The organism is Streptomyces sp. GL_148, assembly GCF_057834205.1.
In genome coordinates, this window is record NZ_CM174396.1 from 7365134 (window position 1) to 7390675 (window position 25542).

19 protein-coding genes are annotated in these 25542 nt (G+C 70.8%); 14 read left to right on the forward strand and 5 right to left on the reverse strand.

Annotated elements, in window-relative coordinates; translation table 11 throughout:
• Positions 1–239 precede the first annotated feature (239 nt).
• The 3 genes from AC3IYI_RS33285 to AC3IYI_RS33295 are packed head-to-tail and all read left to right on the forward strand — an operon-like array spanning position 240 to position 4885.
• A complete protein-coding gene (locus AC3IYI_RS33285) occupies positions 240–1382 on the forward strand; it encodes an acyl-CoA dehydrogenase family protein (RefSeq protein WP_489407159.1) in 1143 nt (380 codons plus the stop codon).
• A gap of 47 nt (positions 1383–1429) precedes the next feature.
• Entirely contained in the window at positions 1430–2644 is a 1215-nt protein-coding gene (locus AC3IYI_RS33290; protein ID WP_489407160.1) for an acetyl-CoA C-acetyltransferase, read from the forward strand.
• Between the two features lie 54 nt (positions 2645–2698).
• Positions 2699–4885 carry a 3-hydroxyacyl-CoA dehydrogenase NAD-binding domain-containing protein gene (locus tag AC3IYI_RS33295; RefSeq protein WP_489407161.1) on the forward strand — a complete coding sequence of 729 codons (2187 nt, stop codon included), beginning with the start codon at positions 2699–2701 and terminating at the stop codon, positions 4883–4885.
• A gap of 153 nt (positions 4886–5038) precedes the next feature.
• On the opposite strand, the gene AC3IYI_RS33300 is transcribed toward AC3IYI_RS33295, so the two are convergent.
• Both AC3IYI_RS33300 and AC3IYI_RS33305 read right to left on the reverse strand, forming a co-directional pair.
• Positions 5039–5749, reverse strand: coding sequence for a maltokinase N-terminal cap-like domain-containing protein (locus tag AC3IYI_RS33300; protein ID WP_489407162.1), 711 nt, complete (start codon positions 5747–5749; stop codon positions 5039–5041).
• Complete coding sequence (locus AC3IYI_RS33305) at positions 5712–6488, reverse strand: MerR family transcriptional regulator (protein ID WP_489407163.1); 777 nt, start codon at positions 6486–6488, stop codon at positions 5712–5714. Before AC3IYI_RS33305 ends, AC3IYI_RS33300 begins: the two co-directional genes overlap by 38 nt.
• 119 nt (positions 6489–6607) lie before the next feature.
• Here AC3IYI_RS33305 and AC3IYI_RS33310 point away from each other — a divergent pair, with 119 nt between their 5' ends.
• The 4 genes from AC3IYI_RS33310 to AC3IYI_RS33325 all read left to right on the forward strand — a co-directional run bounded on the left by AC3IYI_RS33310 (position 6608) and on the right by AC3IYI_RS33325 (position 13794).
• Entirely contained in the window at positions 6608–8488 is a 1881-nt protein-coding gene (locus AC3IYI_RS33310) for an AMP-dependent synthetase/ligase (protein ID WP_489407164.1), read from the forward strand.
• 121 nt (positions 8489–8609) lie between these two features.
• Positions 8610–10292: an aspartate-alanine antiporter gene (gene aspT / locus AC3IYI_RS33315; protein WP_489407165.1), complete on the forward strand. Its 1683-nt coding sequence runs from the start codon at positions 8610–8612 to the stop codon at positions 10290–10292.
• A 43-nt stretch (positions 10293–10335) separates the two neighbouring features.
• On the forward strand, positions 10336–12039 hold the full coding sequence (aspT, locus tag AC3IYI_RS33320; protein WP_489407166.1) for an aspartate-alanine antiporter: 1704 nt from the start codon (positions 10336–10338) through the stop codon (positions 12037–12039).
• Between the two features lie 96 nt (positions 12040–12135).
• On the forward strand, positions 12136–13794 hold the full coding sequence (locus AC3IYI_RS33325) for a bifunctional aspartate transaminase/aspartate 4-decarboxylase (RefSeq protein WP_489407167.1): 1659 nt from the start codon (positions 12136–12138) through the stop codon (positions 13792–13794).
• A gap of 91 nt (positions 13795–13885) precedes the next feature.
• Here AC3IYI_RS33325 and sph read toward each other — a convergent pair whose 3' ends face one another.
• Together sph and AC3IYI_RS33335 are read right to left on the reverse strand one after the other, a co-directional pair.
• Positions 13886–14875: a sphingomyelin phosphodiesterase gene (gene sph / locus AC3IYI_RS33330; protein WP_489407168.1), complete on the reverse strand. Its 990-nt coding sequence runs from the start codon at positions 14873–14875 to the stop codon at positions 13886–13888.
• A gap of 131 nt (positions 14876–15006) precedes the next feature.
• Positions 15007–15255 carry a hypothetical protein gene (locus AC3IYI_RS33335; RefSeq protein ID WP_489407169.1) on the reverse strand — a complete coding sequence of 83 codons (249 nt, stop codon included), beginning with the start codon at positions 15253–15255 and terminating at the stop codon, positions 15007–15009.
• A 95-nt stretch (positions 15256–15350) separates the two neighbouring features.
• Between AC3IYI_RS33335 and AC3IYI_RS33340 the strand changes: the two genes are divergently transcribed.
• A complete protein-coding gene (locus AC3IYI_RS33340) occupies positions 15351–16301 on the forward strand; it encodes an oxygenase MpaB family protein (protein WP_489407170.1) in 951 nt (316 codons plus the stop codon).
• Between the two features lie 34 nt (positions 16302–16335).
• Here the strand turns inward: AC3IYI_RS33340 and AC3IYI_RS33345 are convergent, their stop codons facing one another.
• The gene (locus AC3IYI_RS33345) at positions 16336–17856 is read right to left on the reverse strand and encodes a M1 family metallopeptidase (protein ID WP_489407171.1); all 1521 of its coding nucleotides are present in this window, start codon (positions 17854–17856) and stop codon (positions 16336–16338) included.
• A gap of 297 nt (positions 17857–18153) precedes the next feature.
• On the opposite strand from AC3IYI_RS33345, the gene AC3IYI_RS33350 reads away from it, so the two are divergent.
• The 6 genes from AC3IYI_RS33350 to AC3IYI_RS33375 all read left to right on the forward strand — a co-directional run bounded on the left by AC3IYI_RS33350 (position 18154) and on the right by AC3IYI_RS33375 (position 25528).
• Positions 18154–18729: a cysteine hydrolase family protein gene (locus tag AC3IYI_RS33350; protein WP_489407172.1), complete on the forward strand. Its 576-nt coding sequence runs from the start codon at positions 18154–18156 to the stop codon at positions 18727–18729.
• A 514-nt stretch (positions 18730–19243) separates the two neighbouring features.
• A complete protein-coding gene (locus AC3IYI_RS33355; protein WP_489407173.1) occupies positions 19244–20107 on the forward strand; it encodes an SCO6745 family protein in 864 nt (287 codons plus the stop codon).
• A gap of 130 nt (positions 20108–20237) precedes the next feature.
• Positions 20238–22748, forward strand: a complete 2511-nt coding sequence (locus AC3IYI_RS33360) for a Tex family protein (protein ID WP_489407174.1) — start codon at positions 20238–20240, stop codon at positions 22746–22748.
• 241 nt (positions 22749–22989) lie between these two features.
• Positions 22990–23538: a hypothetical protein gene (locus AC3IYI_RS33365; RefSeq protein ID WP_489407175.1), complete on the forward strand. Its 549-nt coding sequence runs from the start codon at positions 22990–22992 to the stop codon at positions 23536–23538.
• Positions 23528–24709: an MAB_1171c family putative transporter gene (locus AC3IYI_RS33370; protein ID WP_489407176.1), complete on the forward strand. Its 1182-nt coding sequence runs from the start codon at positions 23528–23530 to the stop codon at positions 24707–24709. Before AC3IYI_RS33365 ends, AC3IYI_RS33370 begins: the two co-directional genes overlap by 11 nt.
• A 39-nt stretch (positions 24710–24748) precedes the next feature.
• A complete protein-coding gene (locus AC3IYI_RS33375) occupies positions 24749–25528 on the forward strand; it encodes an SDR family NAD(P)-dependent oxidoreductase (RefSeq protein ID WP_489407177.1) in 780 nt (259 codons plus the stop codon).
• The last annotated feature ends 14 nt before the right edge of the window (positions 25529–25542 follow it).

A 25542-nucleotide genomic window follows, 5' to 3' on the forward strand; every position in this document is an offset into this window, starting at 1 on the left:
GACCTCTCGATGATGCTCGACCACTCCGCTGACCCGCGCCGCGCCGCCGACGCGGCGGCGGAGCTGGAGACGGCCGGGCTGAGCCGCAGATCGCCCTGTACGTCGGCGGCATGGGCGCGGTCGGCAAGAACTTCTCCAACGACCTGGCCGTCGCCTACGGATACGACGAGGAGGCCCGGAAGATCCAGGCCGGCCCGGCTCGTCGAAACCGCAAAGATCGGCTCTAGGGGGCCCCTGAAATGAAACGCCAGCTCTTCGACGCCGACCACGAGGCGTTCCGCGAGACCGTCCGCACCTTCCTCGCCAAGGAGGTGCTGCCGCACTACGAGCAGTGGGAGAAGGACGGGATCGTCAGCCGCGAGGCCTGGCGGGCCGCCGGCCGGCAGGGGCTGCTGGGCCTGGCCGTCCCGGAGGAGTACGGGGGCGGCGGGAACACCGACTTCCGCTACGCGGCCGTGATCGCCGAGGAGTTCACCCGGGCGGGCGCCGCCGGACTGGCCATCGGCCTGCACAACGACATCATCGGGCCCTACCTGACCTCCCTGGCCACCGAGGAGCAGAAGCGCCGCTGGCTGCCCGGCTTCTGCTCAGGCGAGATCATCACCGCCATCGCGATGACCGAGCCGGGCGCGGGCTCCGACCTCCAGGGCATCCGGACCACCGCCGAGGACGCGGGCGACCACTGGGTGCTCAACGGATCCAAGACCTTCATCTCCAACGGCATCCTCGCCGACCTGGTGATCGTGGTCGCCAAGACCACCCCCGAGGGCGGGGCGCACGGGATGTCGCTGCTCGTCGTGGAGCGCGGCACCGAGGGCTTCGAGCGCGGCCGCAACCTCGACAAGATCGGCCAGAAGGCGCAGGACACCGCCGAGCTCTTCTTCAACGACGTGCGCGTCCCCAAGGAGAACCTCCTCGGCGAGCTGAACGGCGCCTTCGTCCACCTGATGACCAACCTCGCGCAGGAGCGGATGGGCATCGCGATGGCCGGCATCGCCGCCGCCGAGTACCTGCTGGAGATCACCACGCAGTACGTGAAGGAGCGCGAGGCCTTCGGGCGGCCGCTCTCCAAGCTCCAGCACATCCGCTTCGAGATCGCGGAGATGGCCACCGAGTGCGCGGTCACCCGTACCTTCCTCGACCGCTGCATCACCGACCACTCCAACGGGGAACTGGACCACGTCCACGCCTCGATGGCGAAGTGGTGGGCCACCGAACTCCAGAAGCGGGTCGCCGACCGCTGCCTGCAACTGCACGGCGGATACGGATACATGACCGAGTACCGGGTCGCGCGGGCCTTCGTCGACGGCCGCATCCAGACCATCTACGGCGGTACGACCGAGATCATGAAGGAGATCATCGGCCGTTCCCTGCTGGGCTGACCCCCACAGACTTCCCCCTGCCTCCGCACCCCCGAAAGGCTTGACCAGTGAGCACCGAAGCGTACGTATACGACGCGATCCGCACGCCGCGCGGCCGCGGCAAGGCCAATGGCTCCCTGCACGGCACCAAGCCGATCGACCTGGTCGTCGGCCTCATCCACGCCCTGCGCGAGCGCAACCCCGGCCTGGACCCCGCCACCATCGACGACATCGTGCTCGGCGTCGTCGGCCCGGTCGGCGACCAGGGATCCGACATCGCACGGATCGCGGCCATCGCGGCCGGACTCCCGGACACCGTGGCCGGCGTACAGGAGAACCGCTTCTGCGCCTCCGGCCTGGAAGCCGTCAACATGGCCGCCGCCAAGGTCCGCTCCGGCTGGGAGGACCTGGTCCTCGCGGGCGGCGTCGAGTCGATGTCCCGCGTCCCGATGGCTTCGGACGGCGGCGCCTGGTTCAACGACCCTATGACCAACTGGGACGTCAACTTCGTCCCGCAGGGCATCGGCGCCGACCTGATCGCCACGATCGAGGGATTCTCCCGGCGTGACGTGGACGAATACGCGGCCCTGTCCCAGGAGCGGGCCGCCGCCGCCATCAAGGACGGCCGCTTCGCCAAGTCGGTCGTCCCGGTCACCGACCGCAACGGCCTGGTGGTCCTGGACCACGACGAGTTCGTCCGCCCCGGCACCACCGCCGACACCCTCGCCCGGCTGAAGCCCTCCTTCGCGGACATCGGCGAACTCGGCGGCTTCGACGCCGTCGCGCTGCAGAAGTACCACTGGGTCGAGAAGATCGACCACGTCCACCACGCGGGCAACTCCTCCGGCATCGTCGACGGTGCCTCCCTCGTCGCGATCGGCTCCCGCGAGGCGGGGGAGCGAAACGGCCTCACGCCCCGGGCCCGGATCGTCTCGGCCGCCGTCTCCGGCTCCGAGCCCACCATCATGCTCACCGGCCCCGCCCCGGCCACCCGCAAGGCCCTCGCCAAGGCCGGCCTGACCATCGACGACATCGACCTGATCGAGATCAACGAGGCCTTCGCCGGCGTCGTGCTCCGCTTCGTCAAGGACATGGGCGTCTCCCTGGACAAGGTCAACGTCAACGGCGGCGCCATCGCGCTGGGCCACCCGCTCGGCGCCACCGGCGCGATGATCCTGGGCACCGTCGTCGACGAACTGGAGCGCCAGGACAAGCGCTACGGCCTCGTCACCCTCTGTGTCGGCGGCGGCATGGGCGTCGCCACCATCGTCGAGCGGCTCTGAAACCCGTCCTGATCCCTGATCCCTGATCCCACCCCTGACACGGAAGTTGCGAACATGAGCGAGTCCACCACGATCCGCTGGGAACAGGACGAGACCGGCGTCGTCACCCTGGTCCTCGACGACCCCGACCAGTCCGCCAACACGATGAACCAGGCCTTCAAGGACTCGATCGCGGCGATCGCGGAGCGCGCCGAGGCCGAGAAGGACTCCATCCGGGGCATCATCTTCACCTCCGCCAAGAAGACCTTCTTCGCGGGCGGCGACCTCAAGGACATGATCCGGCTCCGCCCCGAGCACGCGCAGCTGGCCTTCGACACCGGCACCGCCATCAAGGCCTCGCTGCGCCGCATCGAGACCCTCGGCAAGCCCGTGGTCGCCGCCATCAACGGCACGGCCCTCGGCGGCGGTTACGAGATCTGCCTGGCCTCCCACCACCGCGTGGCCCTCGACGCCCCCGGCTCCAAGATCGGCCTGCCCGAGGTCACCCTCGGCCTGCTCCCGGCCGGCGGCGGCGTCACCCGCACCGTCCGCCTCATGGGCATCGCCGACGCGCTGCTGAAGGTGCTGCTCCAGGGGACCCAGTACAGCCCCCAGCGCGCGCTGGACAACGGCCTGGTGCACGAACTGGCCGCCACGCCCGAGGAGATGCTCGCCAGGGCGCACGCCTTCATCGACGCGAACCCGGAGTCGAAGCAGCCCTGGGACGTCCCCGGCTACAAGATTCCGGGCGGTACCCCGTCCAACCCGCGGTTCGCCGCCAACCTCCCGGCCTTCCCGGCCAACGTGAAGAAGCAGCTGAACGGGGCCCCGTACCCGGCCCCGCGCAACATCCTGGCCTGCGCCGTCGAAGGCGCCCAGGTGGACTTCGAGACGGCCCTGACCATCGAGGCCCGCTACTTCACCGAGCTGGTCACCGGACAGACCGCCAAGAACATGATCCAGGCGTTCTTCTTCGACCTCCAGGCCGTCAACGCCGGCCGCAGCCGCCCGCAGGACGTGGCGCCCCGCAAGGTGACCAAGGTGGCCGTCCTCGGCGCCGGCATGATGGGCGCGGGCATCGCCTACTCCTGCGCCCGCGCCGGCATCGAGGTGGTGCTGAAGGACGTCACCCCCGAGGCCGCCGCCAAGGGCAAGGCGTACTCCGAGAAGCTGCTCGACAAGGCACTCTCCCGGGGCCGTACGACCGAGGCCAAGCGCGCCGAGCTGCTCGCCCGGATCACCCCGACGGCCGAGCCCGCCGACCTTGCGGGCTGCGACGCCGTCATCGAGGCCGTCTTCGAGGACACCGCCCTGAAGCACAAGGTGTTCCAGGAGATCCAGGAGTTCCTCACGCCCGACGCGCTGCTCTGCTCCAACACCTCCACGCTGCCCATCACGGGCCTCGCGGAAGGGGTTTCGCGGCCCGCCGACTTCATCGGACTGCACTTCTTCTCGCCCGTGGACAAGATGCCGCTGGTCGAGATCATCAAGGGCGAGCGCACCGGCGACGAGGCCGTCGCCCGCGCCTTCGACCTCGTACGGCAGATCAACAAGACCCCGATCGTGGTCAACGACTCGCGCGGGTTCTTCACTTCGCGGGTCATCGGCCAGTTCATCAACGAGGGCGTCGCCATGGTCGGCGAGGGCATCGAGCCCGCCTCCATCGAGCAGGCCGCGGCCCAGGCCGGGTACCCGGCCAAGGTGCTGTCCCTGATGGACGAGCTGACCCTCACGCTGCCCCGCAAGATCCGCAACGAGACCCGCAAGGCCTTCGAGGCCGAGGGCCGGGACTGGCCGCAGCACCCGGCCGACATCGTCATCGACCGGATGGTCGACGAGTTCGGGCGCCCCGGGCGTAGCGGCGGCGGCGGGTTCTACGCGTACGACGAGAGCGGCAAGCGCGCCGGGATCTGGCCGGGGCTGCGGGAGCACTTCGGGAAGCCCGGCGGGGAGATCCCGTCCGAGACCGTGCCCTTTGAGGACATGAAGGAGCGGATGCTCTTCTCCGAGGCGCTGGACACCGTCCGCTGCTTCGACGAGGGGGTCCTGACCTCGTACGCCGACGCCAACATCGGTTCCATCATGGGCATCGGCTTCCCGGCCTGGACCGGCGGCGTGATCCAGTACATCAACGGCTACGAGGGCGGCCTGGCGGGCTTCGTGGCCCGCGCCCGCGAGCTGGCCGAGAAGTACGGCGAGCGCTTCACCCCGCCCGCCTCCCTGGTGGAGAAGGCCGGGCGGGGAGAGACGTACGCCGACTGAACGGACTGACCTGTTCGAACGGCTGCGTGCGGTTCCGGGGCGACCCGTCCCGGAACCGCACGCAGGCGGTGGTCCGCCCGGTGGCGTGGTGCGGTAGCCGGCTACGGGCTCAGACGCCGCCTTCGATGATCGTCCAGCCCGAGGAAACCTCGTTCAGCGGGCCGACGTCCCTTTCTTCGCACGTGAACGGGCGGTGGTCTGCCCGGTGGTACGCAGCTGCGCGAACACGCCCCGGTACGAGGCGCCGTCCAGTGTGGTCCAGCCGGCGGTGAGCCGGCCCACGGCCCCGGAGGCGTCCGCCGGCCCGGCATCCCCGGGGCGCAGGACGCGCGTCAGGCCGAGCACCGGGGTGCCGTCCGGCAGGCGCACCTCCGTGCCCCGCGCGGTGTCGGTGGCTTCCGGCCAGGTCTGCGGGAGGACCGCCGGGAGCTCGGGGCCCTCGTACCAGGCGGTGACCGAAGGGTCGCTCACACCGCTCTCGCTCTGATCCTGCGCCACGGCGCGGCCCTGGATGAGGGCGAGCAACTGGCCCACGAGCACCGGGTCGTGGGCGCCGTCGTAGATCCACCGGGTGCCGAGCACCCCGTGCTCGGAGGTGCCCACCAGGGCGGCTCCGGCGCCGTCGAGCGGGGCGCCGCGGTAGGTCAGCGGCACGAGGTAGGAGGTTTCCCGGCCGCCCGAGTGGTCGGTGAGCACCATGAACTCGATGCCGACCTCACCCTGCGGGTCGTCGAGCCGGAACCCGCCCGAGCGGTCGAGCTCGGGGGCGCGTCCCGTGGACGCGTACCACGGCCGCGTCGGAAGCCACGCAGTCAGAAGCTCCGTCTTACCGGGCTTCATGGTGGTCTTGTAGATCATCGCCATGGCCCGAACCTACCGGCTCCGAGACGAAGGCCGCCCGCAATTCCTCCTTCAGCGAGCGCTGGAAGGCGGTCACCAGGGCCTGCACCACCATCGGCTGCATGTGCGCGGACAGCGCCTTCATCGACTCCACCCGCTCCGGATCGCTCTCGCCCTCCGTGAACGGCCCCCACACCTCGTCCCGGAACAGCGCGGTCAGCTGGTGCGCCGCCGTCCGGGCGTGCCCGAGCAGCACCTCGCGCGCGACCAGGATCGTCTCGTGGGCGATCGGTACGTCGAGCAGCGCGACCCCGAGCCGCAGCAGCCCCACGTCCACCCGGAAGCCCTCCGGAGTCGGCGTCAGCACGTTCATGGCCGTCAGCCGCCGGATGTCGGTCTCCGTCAGGCTCCGCCCGGCCCGCTTCTCCAGCTCCGCGCGCGAGGAGTCCAGCGCGGCGTCCGGGGCCCAGGTCGCCACCAGGGCGCGGTGGATGGCCAGATCGTGCGCGCTCAGATCGTCGGGCAGGGCGTCGAGGTAGCGCTCGATGGCGGAGAGGGTCATGCCCTGGTGCTGCAACTCCTCGATGAGCGCCAGGCGGGACAGGTGCTCCGGGCCGTAGCGGCCCACGCGACGGGGTCCGATCACGGGAGGGGGCAAAAGCCCGCGGGTGCTGTAGAACCGTACGGTGCGGACGGTCACACCCGCCCTGGCCGCCAGTTCGTCGACGGTCAGCGACACCGGCTCCGGTGCTTGGGTGGTCATGGGCTCTCCGCCTCGTTCTCTGATCAGCACGTCTCCGGACGGCACAGTTCTCATCGCCACCGTTCGTGTTCAACAGTATTGCTGTCGCACCAACGATGTGAAACGGCCAGGAGCTGCCCATGCCCACGAAACTGCGACTTCCCGCACCTCCCGACGAGCTCACCCTGCCCGCCCTGCTGGCGCGCAACGCCGCCGAGCACGGCGACCTCCCCGCCCTCTCCTGGCGCGAGGGCGACGGCTGGACCACCCTCAGCTGGTCGGACGTCCGCCGCAAGGTGGCCGTCCTCGCCGCCGGTTACGCCTCCCTGGGCGTCGAACGCGGCGAACACGTCCTGCTGATGATGGGCAACCGCCCCGAGCACTGGCTCAGCGACCTCGCCCTGGTCCACCTCGGCGCCGTCCCCGTCACCGTGTACGGGACCTCCGCGCCCGAGCAGATCGCCCACATAGCCCGCCACAGCCGGGCCCGGCTCGCCGTCGTCGAGGGGGCCCGGGAGCTGGCCCGGTGGGAGCCGCTGCTGACCGACCCGGGGACCCCGCTGGAACGGCTCGTCGTGGCCGAGGCCCCCGAAGCGGGCCCGCACTCGACGTACGGGTCGGTGTACGCCGGCGGCGCCCGGCTGCACCGCTCCGAAGCCTTCGAGAAGGCCTGGCGGGAGTCCCGACCCGAGGACCCGCTCACCGTCGTCTACACCTCGGGCACCACCGGCGACCCCAAGGGGGTCCGCCTGACCCACCGCAACATCGTGCTCCAGTCCGTCCGCCTCGACCGGCACATCGAGCTGCCCGAGCACGCCGAGCACCTGTGCTACCTGCCCTTCGCGCACATCGCCGAGCGGATCCTCGGCATCTACCTCCCGCTCCTGCGGGCCGCGCACGTCCGGCTGTGCGCCGACCCGGCCGCCGTGTCGGCCGCGGTGCGCGAGCTGCATCCGGTGCAGTTCTTCGGGGTGCCCCGGGTCTGGGAGAAGCTGGCCGCCTCCGTACGGGCGGTGCTCGGGCGGCTGCCCGAGGAGCAGCGCCGCGCCATCGAAGCCGCGGGCGACCTGGCGCGGGAGCGTGCGGGCCACCGGGAGCGCGGCGAGGAGGTCCCGGCCGGGCTCGAAGCCTCGTACGCCGGGGCCAAGGAACGGGTGCTGGACCCGCTGCTGAAGCTGGCCGGGATGGACCGCCTCGTCTGGACGGCCAGTGCTACCGCGCCGATGCCGATCGACGTGGTGCGCTTCTGGGCGGGCTGGGGGATCACGATCATGGACGCGTGGGGGCTCACCGAGACCTCCGGCGTGTGCACGGTCAACACCCCGGACGGCTTCCGGCTGGGCTCCGTCGGCCGCCCGATCCAGGGGCTGGAGCTGCGGATCGCCGAGGACGGGGAGATCTTCACGCGCGGGGAGACGGTCTTCGGCGGGTACCTCCTCCCGGACGGCTCGGTGGAGAGCGCCTGCGACGGGGCGGGCTGGTTCCCGACGGGGGACATCGGGCGGCTCGACGAGGCGGGGTTCCTCTGGCTGACCGACCGCAAGAAGGAACTGATCATCACCTCGAACGGGAAGAACGTCTCGCCCGCCCTGGTGGAGAACACCGTCAAGGAACACCCGCTGATCGGGCAGGCGCTGGTGCACGGAGACGGCCACTCCTACCTCGTCGCCCTCCTCGTCCTGGACCCCGAACTCGCCCCGGCGTGGGCCGAGGCCCACGGCATCGAGGCCGACACGCCGGCGGAGCTCGCCGCGCACCCGGCCGTACGGGAGGAGATCGACCGGGCCGTCGAAGCGGCCAACGCCCGGCTGAACCGCACCGAGCAGATCAAGCGCTACCGGCTGCTGACCGAGGAGTGGGGTCCGGAGTCGGGGGAGCTGACCCCGTCGCTGAAGCTGCGCCGCCGGGTGATCCGGGAGAAGTACGCGGAACTGATCGAGGGGCTGTACGCGGAGCCGCACGAGGAGGCGCACGAGGAGGCGCCCGAGGAGCCGAACTCGGAGCCGTACGAAGCTTCGTAGAAAGGTCCGTCACACGAACGGCCCTGCCCGGTGAGCGGAAGATCGTTTACCGGGCAAGGGTGAGGGAATGTGCATATGCCCTGAATTCGCCACTCCGCCCGGCAAGGGCGGCTGATCGCCCGTGGGTGTGCTGCAAGACCACCCCGAACTCGCCCTGTTCCTCTGCCTCGCGGCCGGCTACCTCCTCGGCAAGCTGCGCGTCGGCCCGATCACCCTCGGCGGCATCTGCGGCACGCTGATCGTGTCGCTGCTGCTCGGCGCCTGGGCCCAGATCGAGATCGACGCCGACGTGAAGACGGTCTTCTTCGCGCTCTTCATCTTCGCCCTCGGCTACATGGCCGGACCGCAGTTCTTCGCCAACCTCAACCGCAAGAGCATGCGCTTCTTCGCGCTCTGCCTCATCGAGCTCGTCAGCGTGCTCGGCCTCGCCTACCTGCTGGCCAAGGCCTTCGACCTCGACGTCGGCACCGCCTCCGGAATCCTCGCCGGCGCTGCCACCGAATCCGCCGTGGTCGGCACCGCCACCGAGGCGATCGGCAAGCTCCCCGACCTGACCGCGGAGCAGATCTCCACGTACCAGGGCCACGTGGCCACCGCGTACACGGTCTGCTACCTCTTCGGCCTGGTCACCATCGTCATCTACACCAGCCAGATCATGCCGATGCTGCTCCGGATCAACCTGGCGGACGCCTCGCGCGCGCTGTGGGAGAAGATGCGCGGCGGCGGCTCCGGCGGCCTGGAGAGCGACGAGCGCGAGGCGCTGCCCGGCCTCGTCGGGCGCACCCACCTGGTCACCCTCGCCGACGGCCGCACCGTCGGGAACCTGGAGGCGGCCTTCGGCGGCGGGGTCACCGTGGAGGCCGTCCGGCGCGGCTCCAAGGACCTCACGCCCGCCCCGGACCTCGAACTCGTCCTCTCCGACCTCGTCCTCGTCGTCGGCCGGCGCTCCGAGGCCATCGCGGCGGGCCGGGCCATCGGCCCGGAGACCCCCGGCATTCCGGGGGTGGACACCCCGCTGGCCACCCGGCAGGTCGCCATGACCGATCCGTCGGCCTCCGGCAAATCGCTGGGCGAGCTCCGGGCCGCCCACGCGGAGTTCGCGCGCAGCGGCGTGTACGTGACCGACGTGCTCCGCGGCGAGCAGCACCTGCCCGCCAACCCGGACACCGTCGTCCAGCGCGGTGACGTCGTCACCCTCGTGGGCGCCCGCTCGGGCCTGAACCGGATCGTGGACAAGATCGGCACGGTGGCCAAGAACGACGCCACCGACTTCATCTACCTCGGTCTGGGCATCGCGGTCGGCTCGCTCATCGGCCAGATCGTGGTCCGCTTCGGCGGGGTCCCGCTCTCGCTCGGCACCGGCGGCGGCTGCCTGATCTCGGGTCTGCTCTTCGGCTGGTTCCGCTCCCGCCGGCAGACCTTCGGCGCCTTCCCGCCGCAAGCCGCCACCACCATCAAGGACATGGGGCTCGCGGTCTTCATCGCCTGCACCGGTCTGACCTCGGGCCCGCAGGCCTGGCCGCTGCTCAAGGAGTACGGGGCCCTGCTGCCGTTCGCCGGGATCGCCATGGTCCTCGTGCCGGCCACGATCTCGCTGGTCGTCGGGTGCAAGCTCCTGAAGATCGAGAAGCCGGTGCTGATCGGCGCCATCGCCGGACAGCAGTGCTCCACGCCGGCCATCACCTCGGTCACGCAGGTGGCGCAGAGCTCGGTGCCGATGCTCGGCTACACGATCACCTACGCGCTGTCCAACTTCCTGCTCCCCCTCACCGGACCGATCCTCGTCGGGATCCTCGGCGCCTGATGGCATCCTCCGCACGCCCCAACCCCACCCGGACGGCGCCCACATGATCGATTTCCTGAACAGGAACGTCTTCCAGCCACACCCCGAACTGCTGGTCTTCATCACCGTCGCGCTCGGCTTCCTCGTCGGGAAGCTGCGCTGGAAGGCCATCGGGCTGGGCGCCGTCACCGGCTGCCTCATCGTCGGACTCGTCTTCGGCGCCCAGTTCAAGATCACCATCGACGGGACCGTGAAGAACCTCTTCTTCACGATGTTCCTGTTCGCGCTCGGTTACAAGGTCGGCCCGCAGTTCTTCCGCGGTCTGAAGAAGGACGGCCTGCCGCAGGTCCTCAACGCGGTCATCGTCTGTGTCACGGGCCTGCTGGTGTCCTGGGGGTTCGTCGTCATGCTCGGCTACGGGCCGGGGCTCAGCGCCGGTCTGCTGGGCGGCGCGCTCACCCAGTCCGCCGTCATCGGCGTGGCCCAGGACGCCATCGGGAACCTGCCGGGCCTCTCGCCCGATCAGATCAAGGAGCAGCAGGACTTCGTCGCCGTCGGCTACGCCGTCACCTACCCGCTCGGCACCATCCTCTGCGCGATGCTCCTGGCCAACGTCCTGCCCCGGCTCTACCGGCGCAACCTGGCGGCCGAGAGCGCCCAGATCGCCAAGGAGATGGACGCACCCAGCGACAACCCCGACCTGCACGAGGGCTATTACGAGATCGTCCTGCGGGCCTACACCATCCAGCGGCCCGATCTCGTCGGGCGGACCATCGACGACTTCGAGAACCAGCAGAAGGCGCTGGGCCACCGCATCTACCTCACCCGGGTCCGCCGGGACGGGAAGATCCTCGACCACACCCAGCAGACCACGCTGCTCGAAGGCGACGTCGTCGCCGTCAGCGCGCTGCGCGGATCCCTGGTCGACTTCGACGCCCGCACTCACATCGGCCCCGAGACCGACGACGTCGAACTCCTCGGCTACCAGACCGAGACGCTGCACGTGGTCGCCTCGGAGAAGGAGCAGCTCGGCAAGACCATCGCGGAACTGCGCGCGGAGCCCTTCATGGTCGGGGTCTACATCGACAAGCTCTTCCGCTCGGGAACGGAGTTCCCCTACCGGCTCGCCACCCAGCTGGAGCGCGGCGACACCCTGATCCTGTCCGGCCCGAAGCGGCTGGTCGACCCGGCCGGCAAGGCCATCGGCAAGCCGGTGCCCACCAGCTTCGCCACCGACATGATCTGGGTGGGCCTGGGCATCTTCCTCGGCGGCTGCCTGGGCATCCCGGCGCTCACCGCGGGCGGGGTCCCGATCTCGCTGTCCACCTCGGGCGGCGCGCTCATCATGGGCCTGGTCTTCGGCTGGATCCGCGGCAAGTACCCGACGTACGGCAACGTCCCGCCCGGCGCGCAGTGGTTCATGGACACCCTCGGGCTCTGCCTGTTCATCGCGGTCGTCGGCATCAACGCCGGGCCCAGCTTCACCAGCGGACTGGCCACCGCCGGCTGGGGACTGCTGCTCTTCGGAGCCGTCGCCACGCTGATCCCGCTCCTGGTCGGCTTCCTCGTCGGCCACCACGTCCAGAAGATCCGCTTCCCGATCCTGATGGGCGTCCTGGCCGGCGGCCAGACCACCACGGCGGCGATCGGCGCGGTCAACGAACAGTCCAAATCGCAGGTGCCGACGCTCGGTTACACGATCCCCTACGCGATCGGCAACGTGCTGCTGACCATCTGGGGCGCCGTCATCGTCATCTTGAACCACTGAACGACCGCTCTGAACGACCGCTCTGAACGACGGCTCTGAACGACCGCTCTGAACGACCCCTCGACGCAAAGCCCCCTCGAACCTAAGGAAACCACCGTGCCGGAGACCACCTTCAGCCGCGAGGAGATCCAGTCCTTCGCGCAGCTCAGCCCGTTCGAGCTGAAGGACAAGTTCATCCAGCTCGCCACGGCCGCCCAGGCCGACAAGCCGGGCCAGAAGGACACCACCGCCCGCGCCATGCTCAACGCGGGCCGCGGCAACCCGAACTGGATCGCCACCGGGCCGCGCGAGGCCTTCTACGCGCTGGGCTACTTCGCGCTGGAGGAGTCCCGGCGGGTGTGGACCGCCGACAACCTCGGCGGGATGCCGGAGAAGAAGGGCATCGGGGACCGGTTCGAGTCCTGGGCCCGGCGCCACCCGGACCTGCCGGGCGTGGAGATGCTGTCCGCCTGCGTCCAGTACGCCCTCGCGCGCTGGCCGTTCGACAAGGACGCCTTCGTCCACGAGCTGACCGACTCCATCACCGGCGACAACTACCCGGTACCGGACCGGATGCTGACCCACGCGGAGCAGATCGTGCGCGGCTACGTCGCCGACGAGATGTTCGGCAAGAAGCCGCCCGAGGGCAACAACCTGTCGCTGTTCGCGACCGAGGGCGGCACCGCCGCCATGTGCTACATCTTCGACTCCCTGATGAAGAACGGGATCCTGAAGAAGGGCGACAAGATCGCCCTGATGACCCCGGTGTTCACCCCGTACATCGAGATCCCCGAGCTCGACACCTTCGAGTTCGAGGTGGTCAACGTCTCCGCGAGCCTCTTCGCCGAGACCGGCGTGCGCCAATGGCGCTACCCGCAGGAGGAGGTCGCCAAGCTGGCCGACGCCTCGGTGAAGCTCGTCTGCCTGGTCAACCCGTCCAACCCGCCCTCGCTCGCACTGAGCGACCGGGTGGCGAACCAGATCAAGGACATCGTCGCCACCACCAACCCGAACCTGCTGATCGTCACGGACGACGTGTACGGCACCTTCGTGCCCGGCTTCCGCTCGATCGCCGCCGACCTGCCCCGCAACACCCTGCTCGTGTACTCGTACTCCAAGCACTACGGCTGCACCGGCTGGCGGCTCGGCGTCATCGGGCTGCACGACGACAACGTCATCGACGAGATGGTCGCGGGCTTCCCCCAGGACCAGAAGGACCGCCTGGCCAAGCGGTACGGCACCCTCAGCCTGGAGCCGGAGAAGATCCGCTTCATCGACCGGCTCGTCGCGGACTCCCGCTCGGTGGCCCTCAACCACACGGCCGGCCTCTCGCTGCCGCAGCAGACGATGATGGTGCTCTTCTCGCTCTTCGACATGCTGGACGAGGGGCAGGCGTACAAGGAGCGCATCCGCCAGATCGTCCACCGCAGGCTCGACCTGCTGCTGGAGGGCGCCCAGATGAAGATCTCCGAGGACGACAAGCGGGCCGGGTACTACATCGAACTCGACCTGCTGGCCGAGGCGGAACGGGTCCACGGCAAGGACTTCGCGGACTTCCTGGAGAAGAACTACGAGCCGGTCGACCCGCTGTTCCGGCTCGCCGAGCAGACCTCGGTGGTCCTCCTCAACGGCGGCGGCTTCGACGGCCCCCAGTGGTCGGTGCGCGTCTCCCTGGCGAACCTCGACGACCTGGACTACCTGAAGATCGGCCACCACCTGCGGGCGATCTTCAACGACTACGCGAGCGAGTGGGAGCGGTCGAAGGCGAACGGCTGACGGCTTGACCGCTGAGGCCCGAGGAAAGGGGGGTACCCGCCGGATCGCGGCGGGTACCCCCCTTTCGGCGTGGCGGATCAGCGCCGGCGGGTCAGCGGCCGATCAGCGGGTAGTGGTCGCTGAGGTTGTTGTAGGTGTAGGACGTGCCCCAGCTGGAGACCGTCCAGGGCGCCGACTGCTCCAGGACCACGTTGTTCTCCCAGTTCGCCGGGCGGGCGTTGCCCTTGCGGTAGAGCACGTAGTCCAGGTCCTCGCGCGGGTCCGTCGGGTAGCGGTACTTCGCTATCGAGTTCAGCGCGGTGTCGAAGGAGTACGTGTGGCCCGTGCGGGTGTCGGAGCCGGCCAGGTCGGCATTGGCCAGCATGGTGGCCAGCTCCGGGGTGCGCGAGTCGACGTTCAGGTCGCCCGCCACGATGACCTGCTCGCTGGCCGGGATGTTCTTGCCGTCCAGGAACGCGTCGATGTTCCGGAACTGGCGGGCGCGCATCTCGGCCGCCTCGCCCGCGCCGCAGCCCGGGTCGGTGGACTGGGCGTGCGTGCCGACCACGTGGACCTTGGCGCCGTTCACGTCCAGCACGACGTAGGCGAAGCCCTTGTTGGACCACCAGTCCGCGCCGCAGGCGTCCTTGAAGACCACCTGCTCCTTGCGCACGATCGGCCACTTGCTGACGATCGTGACGCCGCCGTCCTCCGGGGTGGTGGAGGAGTACGCGCCGCCCGTGGCGTCCCAGCCGCTCTTGCTGCGGCCCACGACGGGGGTCTGGTACGGGTACTGCGCCGCGGAGTTGGCCTTCAGCGCGTCCGAGGCGCCGTTGTCGAAGGCTTCCTGGAGCACGACCACGTCGTGGCCCTTGTACCAGGAGGCCTTGGGGATCTCCGCGGCCCGGTGGTCCTGGCCCCAGTTGGGGTACAGGCTCTTGCTCATCAGGAACGCGTTGTACGACAGGACGCTGAGCCGCGGCGCGGCGGTGCTCTCGGCGGCGGTGGCGGCCGGAAGCGTCGTCAGGGCGAGCGATCCGACGGCGATCGCGGCGACGGCCGCTGCGGCGGCACGGGTCCTGCGGGGCTGGATCTGGGGCATGGAGGTCTCCCTCGTTCCTGTGGGGGAAGATCGGCTCCGCCATCCAAGCAGCCAGGGTTACTTCGCGGTAACACCTGTGACACGGGTTTCTGGACACAGGCGTACTTCTTCGATGTTCCGGGCCCGGGTCCTCAGCCGGCCCGGGGGTCGTCGTCCTGCGCGGAGGTCCAGGTGAAGCCGCCGAGACCGTCCGCCTCCGAGGCGCCGGAGGTGTCCGAGGCGCCGGGGGCGTCCTCCCGATGCCGGCGGAACCGCAGGAGGAAGTACGGCACCGCGAACAGTGCCACGAGCACCGCGAAGACCAGCGCCAGCGTCACGGCAGTGCCGGCCAGCATCCAGGGGGCCAGGGTCTCCAGCACGGCCGAGGGGGACAGGTTCATGGCCGCAGGATGCACCGTCCACAGGGTCCGGCGGAAGCCGCCGAACCCGCTGCATACTGGGAGAACGGCAGTTTCGACACCCTGGGGGCACACGGATGGGCACGACGGAGCACCCCCTGTCGGGGACATCGGACGGGGCGCCGGCGCGGACACCGGCCGCGACACCGGCGGGGCCGGCGCGCCGCACCGCCGGCACGCGGAACGACCCCGAGCCCCCGCCGCCCGGGGGAGTGCTCTGGACCATCGCCGGAGACGTCCGCGCGCTGCTCATGCTGCCCGCCGCCTTCACCATGCAGGTCGCCCACCCCGCCATCGGCGCCGGAGTCGACGAGCACTCCGTCTTCCGCACCGACCCCTGGGGCCGGGGCGAGCGCTCCCTGCGCTCCGTCCAGCTGTGGGTGTACGGCGGGGCGGACGCCGCGGCCGAGGGGCGCCGGGTGCGCCGCCTGCACAAGGAGATCCAGGGCACCGACACCCGGGGGCGCCGCTACCACTCCCTCGACCCGGCCTGCTACGCCTGGGTGCACGCCACCGGCTTCCCGGTCTACCTGTACGCCGGGCGCTACCTGCTGCGCCCCTTCACCCCGGCCCAGGAGCGTCAGCTGTACCGGGAGTGGCTCCAGGTGGGCCGCATCCTCGGTCTGCACGACCGGGACATGCCGCAGAGCATCGAGGAGTACTGGCCGTACTACCACCGGATGCTGGCCGAGGAGATCGAGCCCACCAAGGTCGCCCGCGAACTCCTCGCCACCGACGCGCCCCTGCCCCGCCCCGCCGGAGGCCCGCTGCCGGTCCGGCTCCTGCTGCACCTGACCTGGCCCGTCCTGCGGGCCGCCTTCCTGCACTTCCGGGCCTTCGTCACCGCCGGCTACATGCCGCCCGAGGCGCGCGCCGCCATCGGCCTGGAGTGGACCGCGGCCCAGGAGCGCCGCCTGCGCCGTTTCAGCACGGCCGTACGCCTCCTCGTGCCCCTCCTGCCGGAGCGCCTGCGCTACCTCCCGATCGCCCGCGCGGCCCGGGCGCGCGTACGGGCCGCCGCCCGCTGAGGGGCGACGGCACGCAGCTTCGTAGGGCGCCGGGTCAGTGGTCGTGCACCGTGTTCGTCTCCGCGATCTTCTTCCAGGACTTCGGCTCCCCCGCCGGCTTCGCGGCCGGCGCGCGCAGGGTGCGGGCGCCCGGAAGGGTCGCCGCCGACACCGGGTTCAGCGCCGAGGCGGCCGGCTTGCCCGGGGTGTACAGCCAGGTCTCGAAGAGCTGCGCGAGCGGCTGGCCGGAGACCTTCTCCGCGTAGCCGACGAAGTCGCCGACCTTGGCGTTGCCGTAGGCCCGCTCGGTCGGCCAGCCCTTCAGGATCCGGAAGAACTTCTCGTCGCCGATCTGGTTGCGCAGCGCCTGGAGGGCGATCGCCCCACGGTCGTAGACGGCTCCGTGGAACTGGTTCTCCGGACCCGGGTCACCCGGCTTGACCTGCCAGAACGGGTCCTCGGCAGGCCGCAGCCCGTACGCCCAGTCGGCGAGCTCCTGCGCGGTGCCCTCGCCCTCCTTCTCCGACCACAGCCACTGGCTGTAACGGGCGAACCCCTCGTTGATCCAGATGTCCTTCCAGCCGTCGACGGACACGCTGTCCCCGTACCACTGGTGGGCCAGCTCGTGCACGACCACGGACACGTTCGCGCCGTTCGCGAACTGCCGGGGGCTGTAGAACGGCCGGGTCTGCGTCTCCAGCGCGAACCCGCTGGGCACGTTGGGCACGTACCCGCCGAGCGCGTTGAAGGGGTACGGACCGAAGACCCCCTCCAGCCACTCCGTGACCTCGCCGGTCCGCTCCACGCTGGCGCGCGCCGCGCCCGCGTTGTCGCCGAGGTCCTGGCTGTAGGCGTTCAGGATCGGCAGCCCGCTCGCGGTCTTGTCGGTGGTGATGTCGAACTTGCCGACGGCCAGGGTGGCGAGGTACGTGGCCTGCGGCTTGTTCGAGCGCCAGTTGTACCGGGTCCAGCCCAGGCGCGAACTCTGCGACTGCAGCACGCCGTTGCTGATGGCCTGCGTGCCGTCGGGCACGTTCACCGAGATGTCGAAGGTGGCCTTGTCGAGGGGGTGGTCGTTGCTCGGGAACCACCAGGCCGCCACGTCGGGCTCCTGCGCGGCGACGCCACCGTCCGGGGTGCGCTGCCAGGCCGACCAGCCGTCGACCTTGAACTCCGAGGGCTTGCCCGCGTACTTGACGACCACGCTCGACTGCCGGCCCCGCTGGAGCGGCGAGGCCGGGGTGACCTCCAGCTCCGAGACGCCGGACTTGGCGAACTTCGCCCTGACGCCGTTGACCCGGATCTCGCTGACGTCCAGACCGAAGTCGAGGTTGAAGCGGGACAGGTCCTGCTTCGCGGTGGTGAGCAGGGTGGCGGTGCCCTCCAGCAGGTCGGTCTTCGGCTGGTACCGGAGGCGCAGGTCGTAGTGGGAGACCTCGTATCCGCCGTTTCCGCTGGCCGGGTAGTAGGGATCGCCGATACCCGGTGCGCCCGGAACGGAACTCGCCGCCGACGCCGGGATCACCAGCAGGAGGGAGGCGGCGAGCACGCTCGGGGCGATGACTTTGCGGTGCACCGTGAACTCCAAGGGGTAGGGGAGTGGCTTCCGTTCGACCGTATTCACGCCCGGTACCCCACGTCATGTCCATGGCCCCTGCTGTCACACGATCGCCACGCGTCTGAAAAACGCCCGTGCGGAACACGACCGGCCGGGCCGGCGCCGACACCCCGCGCACCGGCCCCGGCCTGCGCGGATCGATGTCCGGATCTGCGGTTCAGCCGTCATTGCCCGCGCGTGGGCCGCGTCCTAGCGTTGTCGGTGTGGCCTCCGCGTCGGCTGCGCCACCCCCACCCTCGTGAGAACGGCACCCTTATGGCTACCACCACCCTGCGTCAGCTCAACGGCTTCGACGAGACCCCCGCGACCTTCGAGGACGCGGTCCTGGTCCTGGTCGACTACCAGAACACCTACACCGGCGGCGTCATGGAACTCGACGGCTGGGAACCGGCACTGGCCTGCGCCTCCCGGCTCCTCGCCCGGGCCCGCGAGGCCGGCACTCCCGTCGTCCACGTCCGGGACGGAGGCTACGGCGTCGACACCGAGCCGGGCGCGCTCCACGCCTCGGTCGCCCCCCGGGCCGACGAGGCAGTCGTCACCAAGTCCGTCCCGAACGGCTTCCATCAGACCGATCTCCACGAGATCATCGAGGCCACCGGCCGCAAGAACCTGATTATCGCCGGGTTCATGACCAACATGTGCACCCTGTTCACCACCGAGGGCGCCTTCCTGCACGGCTACGCCCCGACGGTCGTCGCCGACGCCTCGGCGACGCGGGCGCTGGAAAGCCCGGCCGGCGCCCTGACGGCGCAGCAGATCCACCAGGCGGCCCTCGCCACGGTCACCGAGCTCTACGGGGTGGTCGTCGCGACCGGAGCCGAGCTGAAGTAGGGCCGGGCTGGCCCCTCTCTCCCGCAGGTCGGTGTGGAAGAGGGGGACGGCCATATTTCCGGCTTGATACCAAGCAGTCGTTAGCGTCGCGGATGAGCTTAGGTTTTCCTGGGCAGGCCATGAGCTTTCAGGTCTGCCAGGAAGGCGGCTCGTGGTGCTGGGCAGGGTGTGGACGCCTGCGGTGTGCCGCGTGCCCGTGCCGCTGGATGCGGTTCGGTTGCTCATCGTGTGCGGTGCCTGCCGCCTGTGCCGCCGCTGGGTGCGGCAATTCGGTGGCTACAGCAACCGCCCCGCCGGACGCTTTCCGCCCGGTGTGGACCCGGACGGGGCGGGGACCCCGCGTCGCTTCCTGGGCACGGGGCGGATTCTCATGGGCCCGCCTAGTTGCGGCAGGCCGTTACGCCCCGTACAACGAGGGCCCAGCCACCAGGACACGGCCAAGTTCCGATCAACGGATCAACGGATCGCCCATGAAACCCAGGCCAACCGACCAACTGCATGCGACCCTGCCCGCATGACTCTTCCGGCGCACGCCGCCCGCAGCTGCTGGCACGGGGCGATCAACCCGCTGCACTCCACCGTCTACTTCTCGCCCGACCTCGGCAAGGAGTTCGCCGCCCTCGGGATCACCGACCCCAACGCCGTGAACCTCGCCTCACGTTCCGCCGCCATGGGCGCGGTCGGCGCGGGCACGGTGACGGCCACCTTCTACAACTACCGCCACGACCTCGTCGCCCGGCACTTGCCCGCCGTCTGGGACACCGCCACCCCCGAGCAGGTCCTCGCCGCCCGGCTGCGGGCCGTGGACACCACGCTGCGCCGGCTCCTCGGCGAGGAGACCATCGCCTCTCCCGAGATGGCCGAGGCCGCCGGGCTGGCGCTGCGCGCGACCGAGGCCTGCACCCGGCACGCCCGTACGCTCTACTCGGCCCACGCGGACCTCCCCGTACCCGAGGAGCCGCACCTCAAGCTGTGGCACGCCACCACCCTGCTGCGCGAGCACCGCGGCGACGGGCACCTCGTCGCCCTGCTCACCCTCGGCCTGGATCCGCTCGAGGCCCTGGTCAGCCACACGGCCAGCGGCCACGGCATGACCCCGAAGTACGTCAAGTACATCCGCGGCTGGGACCAGGCCGACCTCGACGCGGCTGCGGACCGCCTGCGCGGGCGGGGCCTGCTCGACGCCGAGGGCGAGCTCACGCCCGAGGGCGCGGCCCTGCGCGAAGCGCTGGAGACGGAGACCGACCGCCTGGACGAGGCTCCGTACGAGCACCTCGGCGCGGCCGGAGTCGCCCGGCTCGCGGAGATCGGCGGCGGTTTCACCGTCCAGGCCTTCGTCGCCGGAGCCTTCCCGGCAGACCTCATGGGCAAGGCCTGAGACCGGACCGGGCCCGGCTCCCGACGTCCGCCGCCGCCACCTGCCACAATTGGCAGCCTTCCGACGCAGCACGCAGCACGCAGCACGCACCAGCATCACGCATACGTACGAAGGCAGGCGGGACCGCACAGTGACGATGTCCATCGAAGGCAGGATCGCCGAGGAGCTCGGCGTACGGGAGCGGCAGGTCAAGTCCGCCGTCGAGCTGCTCGACGGCGGCTCGACCGTGCCGTTCATCGCGCGCTACCGCAAGGAAGCGACCGAGATGCTCGACGACGCCCAGCTGCGCACCCTGGAGGAGCGCCTGCGCTATCTGCGCGAGCTGGAGGACCGGCGGGCGGCGATCCTCGACTCCGTACGGGAGCAGGGCAAGCTCGACGCCGAGCTGGAGGCCCGGATCAACGCGGCCGACACCAAGGCCCGGCTGGAGGACATCTACCTCCCCTTCAAGACCAAGCGCCGCACCAAGGCGCAGATCGCCCGCGAGGCCGGCCTCGCGCCGCTGGCCGAGGGGCTGCTCGCCGACCCCTCGCAGGAACCGGCCGTGGCCGCCGCCGCGTTCGTCGACACGGACAAGGGCGTGGCCGACGCGGCCGCCGCCCTGGAGGGCGCCCGCTCCATCCTCACCGAGAAGTTCGGCGAGGACGCCGACCTCATCGGCGAACTGCGCGAGCGCATGTGGGGCCGCGGCCGGCTCGCCGCGAAGGTCCGCGAGGGCAAGGAGGAGGCGGGAGCCAAGTTCGCCGACTACTTCGACTTCACCGAGCCGTTCACCGCCCTCCCCTCGCACCGCGTGCTCGCCATGCTCCGCGGCGAGAAGGAGGACGTCCTCGACCTCACCCTGGAGCCGGAGGAGCCGAGCGAGACTCCCGGCCCGTCCACGTACGAGGGCATGGTCGCGCGGCGCTTCGGCATCAACGACCGTGGCCGCCCCGGCGACAAGTGGCTCGCCGACACCGTCCGCTGGGCCTGGCGCACGAAGATCCAGGTGCACCTCGGCATCGACCTGCGCTCCAGGCTGCGCGCCGCCGCCGAGGACGAGGCGGTACGGGTCTTCGCGTCCAACCTGCGCGACCTGCTGCTCGCCGCACCCGCCGGCACCCGCGCGACGCTCGGGCTGGACCCGGGCTTCCGCACCGGCGTCAAGGTGGCCGTGGTGGACGCCACCGGCAAGGTGGTCGCCACCGAGGTGATCTACCCGCACGTGCCCGCGAACAAGTGGGACGACGCGCTGGCCAAGCTGGCGCGCCTCGCCAAGGAGCACGCGGTCGACCTCGTCGCCATCGGCAACGGAACGGCCTCCCGGGAGACCGACAAGCTCGCCGCCGACCTCATCACCCGACACCCCGAGCTGAACCTCACCAAGGTGATGGTCTCGGAGGCAGGCGCCTCCGTGTACTCGGCGTCCGCCTTCGCCTCGCAGGAACTCCCCGACATGGACGTGTCGTTGCGCGGCGCGGTCTCCATCGCCCGGCGCCTGCAGGACCCGCTCGCCGAGCTGGTGAAGATCGACCCGAAGTCGATCGGCGTCGGCCAGTACCAGCACGACCTGTCCGAGGTGAAGCTCTCGCGTTCGCTCGACGCCGTGGTCGAGGACTGCGTGAACGGCGTCGGTGTCGACGTCAACACCGCCTCCGCGCCGCTGCTTTCGCGCGTGTCGGGCATCAGCGGCGGACTCGCCGAGAACATCGTGGCGCACCGCGACGCCAACGGCCCCTTCCGCAACCGCAAGGGGCTCAAGGACGTGGCCCGGCTGGGCCCGAAGGCGTACGAGCAGTGCGCGGGCTTCCTGCGGATCCGCGGCGGGGACGACCCGCTGGACTCCTCCAGCGTGCACCCCGAGGCCTACCCGGTGGTCCGCACCATGGGCAAGACGGCGGGCAGCGAGGTGGCGGCCCTGATCGGCAACACCGGGGTGCTGCGCTCGCTGCGGCCGGAGCAGTTCGTCACCGAGGCCTTCGGCCTGCCGACGGTCACCGACATCCTGCGCGAGCTGGAGAAGCCGGGCCGGGACCCGCGGCCCGCGTTCAAGACGGCGACCTTCAAGGAGGGCGTCGAGAAGATCGGCGACCTGGCCCCCGGGATGATCCTGGAGGGCGTGGTCACCAATGTGGCCGCCTTCGGCGCCTTCATCGACATCGGCGTCCACCAGGACGGGCTCGCGCACGTCTCGGCCCTGTCGAAGAACTTCGTCAAGGACCCGCGGGACGTGGTGAAGCCGGGCGACATCGTCCGGGTCAAGGTCATGGACGTGGACATCCCGCGCAAGCGGATCTCGCTGACGCTGCGGCTGGACGACGAGGCGGAGCGGGGCGGCGCCGAGGGCGGCGCCCCGAGGCAGCGCGAGGAGCGGGGCGAACGGCGAGGCGGCGGCCGGCCCCCGCAGCAGCGCGGCCCGGCGGGCGGCCAGGGCGGCCAGGGTGGCGGCGAGCGCGGCGAGGGCGGCCAGGGTGGCCAGGGCGGCTCCCGCGACGGCGGCAAGGGCCGCCGCCAAGGCGGTCAAGGCGGTCAGGGCGGCGGCGGCCAGCGTCAGGGCGGTCAGGGCGGCGGCGCTCCGGCCCCCGCCAACAGCGCGATGGCCGACGCCCTGCGCCGCGCGGGGCTCAGCGGCCCCGACGAGCGGGGCGGCCGCAAGCGCTGAGCGCTCGTGGCAGCGCGCACCGGATTGGCTGAATACGCACCCGACCTGGGGACATACCTTGCCAAGCTATCCGGATGATCTGTAGGGATGACGGAACGCCCGTTCGTCTTCAGGCGAGCGGGCTTCCCCATTTTCCCCTCAGGACCGCACTCCCGAGGTCGCCTTGAAGGCTAAGGACGTCATGCCCCAGCCCCCGCACGCCTATCATCGTTGCCCGAGAAAGGGTCCGAAGAGGGAACATATGCGCCACCCTCAACCCAGTCTGCGCAAACGGTGCGAGGCGATTCTCGGCCGTCTTGAGCTGACACACCCCTTCTCGCTCGAAGGACTGTGCGAGCGGATAGCGGCGCAGCGCGGCCGCCCCATCCGGCTCCACCCGCTGCCCAAGGAGGCCGCGGAGTCCGGAGTGTGCGGACTGTGGGTCGGCACCGCCGACGTGGACTACGTCTTCTACGAGGCCCAGACCACCCCACTGCACCGGGAGCACATCGTGCTCCACGAGATCGGCCACATCCTCTTCGGGCACCACTCGCTGGAAGCCCCCGCCGAGGACTCCCCGGGCGCCGGCGGGACGGACGGATCCGTTCCCACCGTGCTCGGGCGCACCAACTACACCACCCGCCAGGAGCGGGAGGCGGAGATGCTCGCCAGCATGATCCGCACCCGCACGGGGACCCGCGGTCCGCACCTCGGCCGCGGCGCCGGCGGAGGCCGGGACACGCTCGCCCGGCTGGAGTCCGCGATGGGCTACGAGCGGCGCGGACGGGGGCCGGTCCACCGTGGCCTCTGATCTGATCGCCTTCGGCGACGCGCTCGCCGTCCCCAGCGTCGTCTGCCTCTGGATCGCCGTCCTGCTCCGCGCGCCCGGCGCCCTGCGCGCCCCGCACCAGCGGGGCCTGTGGCTCGCCGTCGCCACCGCCGCGGCCGCGATGACCCTGAACCTCCCCGACGTCGTCGCCTACGCCATGGGCCGCGACCCGGGCTACGCGCACACCATCGGGCTGGTGCGCAACCTCATCGGCGTCCTGTCGGCCGGCGCCGTGCTCTACTTCGTGGCCGCCGCCACCCGGGGCCGCCGGCTCCAGATCGCCTCCGGCGCCGGCACGGTCCTCTGGCTGAGCGTCCTCATCGCCCTGGACACGGCCGCGCCCGACCACGGCACGCACACCATCCCGCCCGTCGGCGACCCGGTGCCCTCCCTCGCGTACTGGCTGGTGCTGATCTCCGCCCACCTGCTCGCCAACACCATCTGCGTGTCCGTCTGCTGGCGCTACAGCCGTCGCGCCGAGAGCCGGGGCCTCGCCGCCGGACTGCTGCTGTTCGGCCTGGGCACCGCGCTCGCCGGGGTGTTCTGGTTCGTGTACCTGCTCAAGGCGCTGTTCGGATTCACCTGGGCGGTGCCCGCGAACCCGCTGCTGATGAACGTGCACGGGCTGCTCCGCGCCGCCGCGATCCTCGTGCCGACACTGTTCACCTTCCGTCGCACGGCCTCGGACATCGCCACGGCCTGGCGGCTGTGGCCGCTCTGGCGCGACCTTGTCCACGCCGTCCCGCACGTCGCCCTCAACAAGCCGCGCGCCGGCCGGGTGCTGGAACTGCTGTGGCCGCCGGTCCCGCGCAACCTGCTCGTCTACCGCAAGGTCATCGAGACCCGCGACGCCATCTTGATCCTGGGCGAGTACGTCGCCCCGGGCGTGCCGGAGCTCGCGCGCAGCCACGTGGCCGGCAGCGGAGTACCCGAACAGCGGGCCAGTGCGGCCGCGCTGGCCTGCGTACTGAAGGAGGCGCGGCAGGCGAAGCTGGCCGGGATCCCGCAACAGCGGTCCGACGAGAACGCCTTGGAGCTGCCCGCGGCCCTCCAGACCTCGGCCGAGGGAGGAGACCTGGAAGGCGAGACCCGCTTCCTCGTGGACGTCGCCCAGGCCTACGCCTCACCGGCCACGGCGGGCTTCACCGCGTGACCTCCGCACCGTGCTCGACAGCCAGGAAGTGAACGTCTCTTGACCACCACCGTACTGATCACAGGGGCCAGCGCCGGACTCGGCGCGGCCTTCGCCCGCGGGTTCGCCGCCAAGGGCTGCGACCTCGTCCTCGTCGCCCGGGACAAGGGCCGCCTCGAGGGGGTTGCCGCCGACCTCGCCCGGGAATTCGGCTCCGTCTGCGAGGTGTTGCCCGCCGACCTGCTCGACGCGGGCGGGCTCGGAGCCGTCGCCGAGCGGCTCGCCGACCGGGCCCGGCCCGTGGACATCCTCGTCAACAACGCCGGCTTCGGACTCCCGGCGCCCTTCCCGTACAGCCCGGTCGAGGACGAGGAGCGGATGCTCGACCTGCTGGTCAAGGTGCCGCTCCGGCTCACCCACGCGGTGCTGCCGGGCCTGCGCGAGCGCCGCCGCGGCGCGGTGCTCAACGTCTCCTCGGTGGCCGGACTGCTCCCGACCGGGACCTACGGCGCGGCGAAGGCCTGGATCACGGCCTTCAGCGAGTCGCTGCGCGTGGACATGGAGCCGTACGGGGTCCGCGTGCTGGCGGTGGTGCCGGGATTCACCCGCACCGAGTTCCAGGAGCGCGCCGGGATGGACGTCACCGCCCTGCGCGACGCGGTGTGGCTGGAGCCGCACGACGTGGTGGCCCAGGCGCTGAAGGACCTGGCCCGGCGCCGGCCGGTGAGCATCACGGGACGGCACTACCGGGCGTACGCCCTGGCGGTCCGCCACCTCCCGCGGGCCTTCGTGGCCCGGAAGATGGCCCGCACCCGCCGCCCTCCGGCGGACGCCGGATAGGCCCTGCGCGTCCG

Coding starts and splice junctions, on each gene's coding strand:
- AC3IYI_RS33285 (WP_489407159.1), top strand. CDS start 240: ATGAAACGCCAGCTCTTCGACGCCGACCACGAGGCGTTCCGCGAGACC.
- AC3IYI_RS33295 (WP_489407161.1), top strand. CDS start 2,699: ATGAGCGAGTCCACCACGATCCGCTGGGAACAGGACGAGACCGGCGTC.
- AC3IYI_RS33300 (WP_489407162.1), bottom strand. CDS start 5,749: ATGGCGATGATCTACAAGACCACCATGAAGCCCGGTAAGACGGAGCTT.
- AC3IYI_RS33305 (WP_489407163.1), bottom strand. CDS start 6,488: ATGACCACCCAAGCACCGGAGCCGGTGTCGCTGACCGTCGACGAACTG.
- AC3IYI_RS33310 (WP_489407164.1), top strand. CDS start 6,608: ATGCCCACGAAACTGCGACTTCCCGCACCTCCCGACGAGCTCACCCTG.
- aspT (WP_489407166.1), top strand. CDS start 10,336: ATGATCGATTTCCTGAACAGGAACGTCTTCCAGCCACACCCCGAACTG.
- sph (WP_489407168.1), bottom strand. CDS start 14,875: ATGCCCCAGATCCAGCCCCGCAGGACCCGTGCCGCCGCAGCGGCCGTC.
- AC3IYI_RS33335 (WP_489407169.1), bottom strand. CDS start 15,255: ATGAACCTGTCCCCCTCGGCCGTGCTGGAGACCCTGGCCCCCTGGATG.
- AC3IYI_RS33340 (WP_489407170.1), top strand. CDS start 15,351: ATGGGCACGACGGAGCACCCCCTGTCGGGGACATCGGACGGGGCGCCG.
- AC3IYI_RS33350 (WP_489407172.1), top strand. CDS start 18,154: ATGGCTACCACCACCCTGCGTCAGCTCAACGGCTTCGACGAGACCCCC.
- AC3IYI_RS33355 (WP_489407173.1), top strand. CDS start 19,244: ATGACTCTTCCGGCGCACGCCGCCCGCAGCTGCTGGCACGGGGCGATC.
- AC3IYI_RS33365 (WP_489407175.1), top strand. CDS start 22,990: ATGCGCCACCCTCAACCCAGTCTGCGCAAACGGTGCGAGGCGATTCTC.